The 7,485-nt window shown below is 54.5% G+C and carries 7 protein-coding genes and 1 pseudogene; 5 read left to right on the forward strand and 3 right to left on the reverse strand.

Annotated elements, in window-relative coordinates:
- Window positions 1-42 precede the first annotated feature (42 nt).
- Both FDX19_RS03735 and dadX read left to right on the forward strand, forming a co-directional pair.
- On the forward strand, window positions 43-1,341 hold the full coding sequence (locus FDX19_RS03735) for a D-amino acid dehydrogenase (protein ID WP_137381649.1): 1,299 nt from the start codon (window positions 43-45) through the stop codon (window positions 1,339-1,341).
- A 12-nt stretch (window positions 1,342-1,353) separates the two neighbouring features.
- Window positions 1,354-2,424 (forward strand): catabolic alanine racemase DadX, encoded by a 1,071-nt coding sequence (dadX, locus tag FDX19_RS03740; protein ID WP_137381650.1) that lies wholly within the window; start codon window positions 1,354-1,356, stop codon window positions 2,422-2,424.
- Between the two features lie 98 nt (window positions 2,425-2,522).
- On the opposite strand, the gene FDX19_RS03745 is transcribed toward dadX, so the two are convergent.
- Both FDX19_RS03745 and ldcA read right to left on the reverse strand, forming a co-directional pair.
- Window positions 2,523-4,256, reverse strand: a complete 1,734-nt coding sequence (locus tag FDX19_RS03745) for a potassium/proton antiporter (RefSeq protein ID WP_040232328.1) — start codon at window positions 4,254-4,256, stop codon at window positions 2,523-2,525.
- Between the two features lie 97 nt (window positions 4,257-4,353).
- On the reverse strand, window positions 4,354-5,268 hold the full coding sequence (ldcA, locus tag FDX19_RS03750) for a muramoyltetrapeptide carboxypeptidase (protein WP_137381651.1): 915 nt from the start codon (window positions 5,266-5,268) through the stop codon (window positions 4,354-4,356).
- A gap of 98 nt (window positions 5,269-5,366) precedes the next feature.
- Between ldcA and emtA the strand changes: the two genes are divergently transcribed.
- Window positions 5,367-5,978 (forward strand): membrane-bound lytic murein transglycosylase EmtA, encoded by a 612-nt coding sequence (emtA, locus tag FDX19_RS03755; RefSeq protein WP_040232326.1) that lies wholly within the window; start codon window positions 5,367-5,369, stop codon window positions 5,976-5,978.
- 11 nt (window positions 5,979-5,989) lie between these two features.
- Here emtA and ycgR read toward each other — a convergent pair whose 3' ends face one another.
- Window positions 5,990-6,724 carry a flagellar brake protein YcgR gene (gene ycgR, locus FDX19_RS03760; protein ID WP_137381652.1) on the reverse strand — a complete coding sequence of 245 codons (735 nt, stop codon included), beginning with the start codon at window positions 6,722-6,724 and terminating at the stop codon, window positions 5,990-5,992.
- Between the two features lie 201 nt (window positions 6,725-6,925).
- On the opposite strand from ycgR, the gene FDX19_RS03765 reads away from it, so the two are divergent.
- Together FDX19_RS03765 and FDX19_RS25255 are read left to right on the forward strand one after the other, a co-directional pair.
- Window positions 6,926-7,180, forward strand: a complete 255-nt coding sequence (locus FDX19_RS03765) for a GlsB/YeaQ/YmgE family stress response membrane protein (RefSeq protein ID WP_048212573.1) — start codon at window positions 6,926-6,928, stop codon at window positions 7,178-7,180.
- A 121-nt stretch (window positions 7,181-7,301) separates the two neighbouring features.
- Window positions 7,302-7,485: pseudogene (locus tag FDX19_RS25255) on the forward strand (hypothetical protein); the annotation flags it as partial.

Genomic DNA, 7,485 nt, shown 5'->3' on the forward strand with positions numbered 1-7,485 from the left:
ATGTAATTAGAAGATTGTTCTTTTACTGTTAACGGAGTGGCTATGCGAGTTGTCATACTGGGAAGTGGCGTCGTTGGCGTGACCAGCGCTTGGTATTTAAGTCAGGCTGGACACGATGTCACCGTCATCGATCGTGAGCCGGGTCCGGCACTGGAAACCAGTGCGGCTAACGCCGGGCAAATCTCTCCAGGTTATGCCGCGCCGTGGGCGGCGCCAGGCGTACCGCTAAAAGCGATTAAATGGATGTTTCAGCGCCACGCGCCGTTGGCTGTACGCCTCGACGGAACGCAGTTCCAACTGAAGTGGATGTGGCAAATGCTGCGCCACTGCGACACCAGCCACTACATGGAAAACAAAGGGCGCATGGTGCGTCTGGCGGAATACAGCCGTGATTGTCTGAAGGCGCTGCGAGCCACAACGGGGATCGAGTATGAGGGTCGTCAGGGCGGTACGTTACAACTGTTTAGAACCGCTCAACAGTATGAGAACGCCACGCGTGATATTGCCGTGTTGGAAGATGCCGGTGTGCCGTACCAACTTCTGGAGGCAAATCGTCTGGCGGAAGTCGAACCTGCGCTGGCAGAGGTCGCGCACAAACTAACAGGCGGGTTACGGTTACCGAATGACGAAACCGGTGACTGTCAGCTGTTTACCCAGCGTCTGGCGCAAATGGCCGAGCAGGCGGGGGTAAAATTCCGTTTTAACACTCCTGTCGATAAGCTACTCAGCGAAGGCGAGCAAATATATGGTGTCCAGTGTGGCGACGAAGTTATCAAAGCCGATGCCTATGTTATGGCCTTTGGCTCGTACTCCACGGCGATGCTCAAAGGGATCGTTGATATTCCGGTGTATCCGCTTAAGGGCTACTCATTAACCATTCCGGTGGCAGAAGATGATGGTGCGCCGGTTTCCACTATTCTTGATGAAACCTACAAAATCGCCATTACCCGTTTTGATGAGCGTATTCGTGTTGGCGGTATGGCAGAGATTGTGGGTTTTAATACCGAGCTACTACAGCCACGTCGTGAAACGCTGGAGATGGTGGTGCGCGATCTCTTTCCGCGCGGCGGTCATGTTGAACAAGCCACCTTCTGGACCGGGCTGCGTCCGATGACGCCAGACGGAACGCCAGTGGTGGGGCGTACCCGCTTTAAGAATCTGCTGCTCAATACGGGTCATGGCACATTGGGTTGGACAATGGCCTGTGGATCGGGTCAGTTGCTGAGCGATATTCTCTCTGGTCGCACGCCAGCCATACCTTATGACGATCTGAGCGTGGCGCGTTACAGTCCGGGATTTACCCCGTCTCGCCCGCGGCATTTACACGGTGTACATAACTAATAAGGACGCGAGATGACCCGCCCGATACTGGCCAGCATTGACCTGCAGGCGTTGAAACAAAATCTGACCATTACGCGTCAGGCTGCGCCGGACTCCCGCGTCTGGTCGGTGGTGAAAGCCAATGCCTACGGACACGGTATAGAACGTGTCTGGAATGCACTGGGAGCGACCGATGGTTTCGCTATGCTCAATCTCGAGGAGGCGATCACCCTGCGGGAGCGGGGATGGAAAGGACCGATTTTAATGCTGGAGGGTTTTTTCCATGCCGCAGACCTGACGGTGTATGACACATATCGTCTGACCACCTGTGTCCACAGTAACTGGCAGCTCAAAGCGTTGCAAAATGCCCGCCTGAACGCACCGCTGGATATTTACCTGAAGGTGAATAGCGGCATGAACCGGCTGGGTTTCTTACCAGAGCGAGTAGCGACCGTCTGGCAACAGTTGCGGGCAATGCCTAACGTGGGTGAGATGACGCTGATGTCGCATTTTGCTGATGCTGAACATCCGGATGGCATCAAGGACGCGATGGCGCGTATTGCGCAGGCAACGGAAGGGCTGGAGTGTCGACGTTCGCTGTCGAATTCGGCTGCGACGCTGTGGCACCCACAAGCGCATTATGACTGGGTTCGTCCGGGTATTATTCTGTACGGCGCGTCGCCGTCGGGACAATGGCGGGATATTGCCAACACCGGACTTAAGCCAGTGATGACGCTGAGCAGTGAGATTATCGGCGTGCAAACGCTGAAAGCGGGTGATCGGGTGGGTTACGGCGGTCGTTACACTGCCAGCGGTGAACAGCGCATAGGGATTGTGGCGACAGGCTATGCCGATGGTTATCCGCGCCATGCGCCAAGTGGGACACCGGTGCTGGTGGACGGTGTACGGACCGGGACGGTCGGCACGGTATCCATGGATATGCTGGCGGTAGACCTGACGCCATGCCCACAGGCGGGGATAGGAACGCCTGTGGAACTGTGGGGCAAAGAGATTAAAATCGACGATGTGGCGACAGCGGCGGGCACGGTGGGCTATGAATTAATGTGCTCGCTGGCGCTGCGCGTATCGGTAGTGACGGTGTAACTTTTGTCGGATTGCCTGATGGCGCGTATCAGGCCTACAGAAGCAGTACATTTGTAGGCCGGGTAAGGCGCAGCCGTCACCCGGCCAAAACAACTGCGTTATTCATCCTCATCTTCTGCCACGCGGACACCCACTTTCAGCACGGCATTATCCTCTTTCTCGGCGACCGTCCAGATCATACCGGCAAATTCCACCTGGTCACCGACGACCGGCGCAGCACCCAACAGCTGCTGAACAATTTCCCCCAGCGTTTGCTGCTTATCGCGATACCCGGTGCCATCTTCCAGACCATAAATCAGAGCCACATCGGCATATTTCGCGCTGGCTTCGAGAATAAAATCACCAAAGAAACGCTGATCTAACGACACCGGCGGCGACTGGCTGAACAGCTTGCCTAAGGCGGGCAGGTCGCGTTCGCGGCCAATGACGCACAGCACATCGCCTTCACGCAGGCGGGTACTGCCTGAGGGGTGAAACAGCACGTTGTCACGAAACAGTGCGGCAATACGCGTTTCCTCTGGCATATGCAGGTCACGCAATGCGGCCCCTACGCACCATTTATCGGCACTCAACTGGTAAACGAATTGCTCCCAGGGATTATCCGGGTGAATATCGAGACCAATACGTGAAACCGGCCAGCCGACTGGCGGAACCACGACTTTGGCTTTTTTGGCGGCCCACGACAGCGACGTTCCCTGGAACAGCAGTGAGATCAGTACCACAAAGAATGCGACGTTAAAGAACAAACGCGCATTTTCCAGACCCGCCATCATCGGGAAGACGGCAAGGATGATAGGTACCGCACCACGCAAGCCAACCCAGCTAATGAAAATGCGCTCGCGCAGATTGAAACCACGAAATGGCAGCAATCCGGCGAACACCGACAACGGACGCGCGAAGAAAATCATCCAGGCTGACAAAATCAGCGCCGGAATCGCAATAGGCAACAGATCGGACGGCGTCACCAGCAATCCCAGCACCAGGAACATGGCAATTTGCGCCAGCCAGGCCAGACCGTCAAAGTTTTGCAGAATACCGAATCGGTTGCGGATCGGGCGATTCCCCAACAGGAAACCACACAGATAAACCGCCAGAATGCCGCTGCCTTCAAGCGCGGTAGTCAGGGCAAAAATCAGGATCCCGCCGCTTAAGGCCAGCAGCGGATACAGCCCGGCAGGCAGTGAAATACGATTAATCATCTGCTGGAGCAGGTATCCACCGCCGAGACCGATAGCGATGCCTAAGCCAAACTGCTGGATAATATGCACGGCGAACATCCAGCTTAAACCGGTCTCGTGGTTCTGGATCATTTCGATAAGCGTAATGGTCAGAAATACGGCCATTGGGTCATTACTACCTGACTCAATTTCCAGCGTTGATCCCACACGTTCGTTCAGTCCTTTACCGCCGAGCAGGGAAAATACCGCTGCGGCATCGGTTGAACCGACAATCGCGCCAATCAGCAGCCCTTCGATGAGATCCAGATGAAACAGCCATGCCGCCATCATGCCGGTTAAACCAGAGGTAATCAGCACGCCCACGGTCGCCAGCGATAATGCCGGGCCTAGCGCAACACGAAAGGAGCTGGCCTGGGTCCGCATCCCGCCGTCAAGCAGGATCACGGCCAACGCCAGGTTACTGACCATGTAGGCAAACGGGTAGTTATCAAAAGGAATGCCGCCAACACCGTCCACGCCCGCTAACATGCCAATAGCGAGGAAAATCACCAGAATCGGGATACCAAGACGTGATGAGAATGAACTAAGCAAGATACTGCAGGTGACGAGAACGGAACCCAAAATAAAAAGGCTAATGATTGCTGCGGCATCCAACGTTCGGTTACTCCTGAATTACGCTGTTTCGTATTAATAAACCCTAACATAATAACGACAGAAACAGCGTTTTACTTAGCCCTGAGGCAGGCTTTTTTTACGATTTAAGCACCGGATGACCGGAGATTGTGAGTTGACTGCCGTTTTTATCATTTTTCAGCACGGCTTTGGCCCCTAAAGGTAAGGTGACGGTGCGTTGTTCATGGCCAAAATCGAGGCCGCTTAACAGTGGAACCGATAATTTGGCACGCAAAAACGCGCAGACTGAATCAAGACTATAACCGGCATCATAATCATTAGGCGCACTGCCGCTAAAACTGCCGAGAATGATGGCATTCTGGCGGGCGAGGATCCCGGCATGATAAAGTTGCAGCAGCATGCGCTCGATGCGAAACGGGTGCTCGTTGATGTCTTCCAGCACCAGAATACCGTTCTCAATGGCGGGCATCCACGGCGTCCCCATCAGCGAAATGAGCATCGCCAGATTTCCGCCCCACAGCGTGCCTTCGGTAGCGCAATCCGGGCCATGACCTTGCCAGTCGAGGGTAAATTCGGCATTGCGTAAAGCCTGCCAAAAATGGTGCTCGGTAAAGGCATTCATTTCTTCGGCACCGAAGTTAGCCGCCAGCATCGGACCACTAAACGAGATGACATGACTCTTCGCCAGCAGCCCGCACTGAATGGCCGTGAAATCGCTGTGACCACACAGCAGGAGTGGGTTCTGTTGCTGGCGAACGGCCAGCGCCTGCCAGTCAATATCTGCCAGCAAACGGCTTGCACCGTAGCCGCCGCGCACCGCCATCACAATAGTATCAGGCGTTTTTAGCTCAACGAGTGAGTTCACATCCGCCAGACGCTCGGATTCGGTACCGGCAAAACGCTGACAGCGACGGGCAATGACGGCAGTGTTATCGACCTGATGACCGGCCTCGGTAAGACGCGCAAGCCCACGTAATGCTGCCTGCTGGTTGATACAGTAGCCCGACGGGGCAATTAAGTGAAACCGGGACATGGCATTTCCTTGCTACAACTAAAACCAAATGTATATCATGCCGCGTAGGTATGTCGTTGTCACCTCAGCGACAGGTTCCGGCTATAAGGATAGATGACGTGAAATTGAGATGGTTTGCTTTTTTGGTTGTAATACTTGCGGGCTGTAGTTCAAAACAGGATTACAAAAATCCGCCATGGAATGCAGAAGTTCCGGTTAAACGCGCGATGCAATGGATGCCTATCAGTGAAAAAGCCGGTGCGGCCTGGGGCGTTAGCCCACAATTGATTACGGCGATTATCGCTATTGAATCAGGGGGTAACCCCAATGCAGTCAGTAAATCTAATGCCATCGGTCTGATGCAGCTTAAAGCCTCTACCTCCGGGCGGGATGTGTATCGTCGCATGGGATGGAGCGGAGAGCCGTCGACCAGCGAGCTGAAAAATCCAGAGCGCAATATCTCCATGGGGGCGGCGTATCTGAGCATTCTTGAAACCGGTCCGCTGGCGGGAATTGAAGACCCACAGGTGATGCAATATGCGCTGGTGGTGTCATATGCGAACGGTGCCGGGGCGCTGCTGCGGACGTTCTCCTCTGACAGGAAAAAAGCCATCAGCAAAATCAACGATCTGAGTGCCGATGAGTTTTTTGAGCATGTTGTCGATAACCATCCTGCGCCGCAGGCTCCACGTTATATCTGGAAGCTTCAGCGAGCGCTGGATGCGATGTAACGCGCGTGATATTACTCGCGTACTTTATTCGACTTTTCCCGAGCCTCGCGCTCAAGCGAAAAAATAATCCGCTGTAAATTCCGCTCCACCGCCGGGCCGACGTTGAGAAAACGAAAGCTCAGGCGGGGAGTGGTGATGGTCTCATTTTTCCCGTCGATCACTTTTCGCTCGGTAATCGAGATGAGCTGGGCATCAACGTGGTACACGCCCCATTGTTCCATATTCAGTTCAACCTGCGAGAAGCGCATACCTTCGACCAGCCCCTCCGGTGTAGCCCCTTCTAATAGCGCGCCCATGCCGCCAAGAGACAAATCGAATAAGCGGAAATGCAGGATACTGTTGTCCGGCATTTTCGCCTTGCAGTGATAGGGCGGGTGTAACGGTGCACCGATGCGGAAGTATTCCCGGCGCTGGACGAACCACAGCGAAGGTGGCAACGATGAGACAAAGGCTGGCAATCGTTGATACTCGCCTTTTGTCAGCTGTGGCAGGGTAAACTCCACCTTGGCACCCTGCGTTTCGGCGATAATTGAGATCTGGCTGGCGCGTTGCACGGCCTGGTTTTCATACTCCTGACTGCCAAAATCCATGATCAATTCGTCCGGGCTGACAGCAAGAATTTTGCTGATGAACTGACCTCCTGACCAGGAGATACGCAGGGGAACCTGCTGTGAATTTAAGTCCCGGAGTACCCCTAATACTGCGAGCGGGTTTTGCTTCAGGAACTGCTCATTGTAGTTACTCACACCTAATGACTCCTGGATACCTGGCTTATCGTTGGGTTATCGGCATCGCGAGACGGAACTTAATACAAATGGATGAAATTTTTTACTCCAGCCAATGAATTAAGTCTGAGTGCAAACAGCAGGTAGCGATGGCTTGCCTATACTTAACGTGCTGGCGCAGGAATGTCTTGCGTATGCGTTCACTGGAAAGAGGGCCTGAAAATGGGAATTATTGCCTGGATTATTTTTGGTCTGATTGCGGGGGTTATCGCCAAGCTGATTATGCCGGGGCGTGATGGCGGCGGATTTATCCTGACCTGCATTCTCGGTATTGTCGGTGCTGTGGTCGGTGGGTGGCTGGCAACGATGTTTGGTATCGGCGGCGATGTCAGTGGGTTTAATCTCCACAGCTTCCTGGTGGCCGTGGTCGGCGCGATTGTGGTACTGGGTGTTTTCCGACTGGTACGACGAGATTAATCAAACGGCCCCCGAGCAGTAATGCCGTTCAGTTAAGCATGTCTGGTGAACATGTGATTCTTGCTCAGAGTTCCGTTCACCTTAGTTGTGTCATTTCTCTGAAGCGCAGATACCCGTGAACGTGCAAGGGAGGCTCACCGCCGCCTCCCTTGCATCCCAGGCTCCCGGCGGGAAAATCGTCGCTACGCGAGCTATTCGTCTTATGCCGTCTGCCTGTCGGGTCGGGGCCGAGCCTGCATCCATGCAGGCCGTCCCCTCTGTCCGCATCCCTGCGGACAGCCCCGGTCAGCCGTCAACGCCTCATC

Source organism: Citrobacter sp. wls619 (assembly GCF_005281345.1).
GTDB lineage: Bacteria > Pseudomonadota > Gammaproteobacteria > Enterobacterales > Enterobacteriaceae > Citrobacter.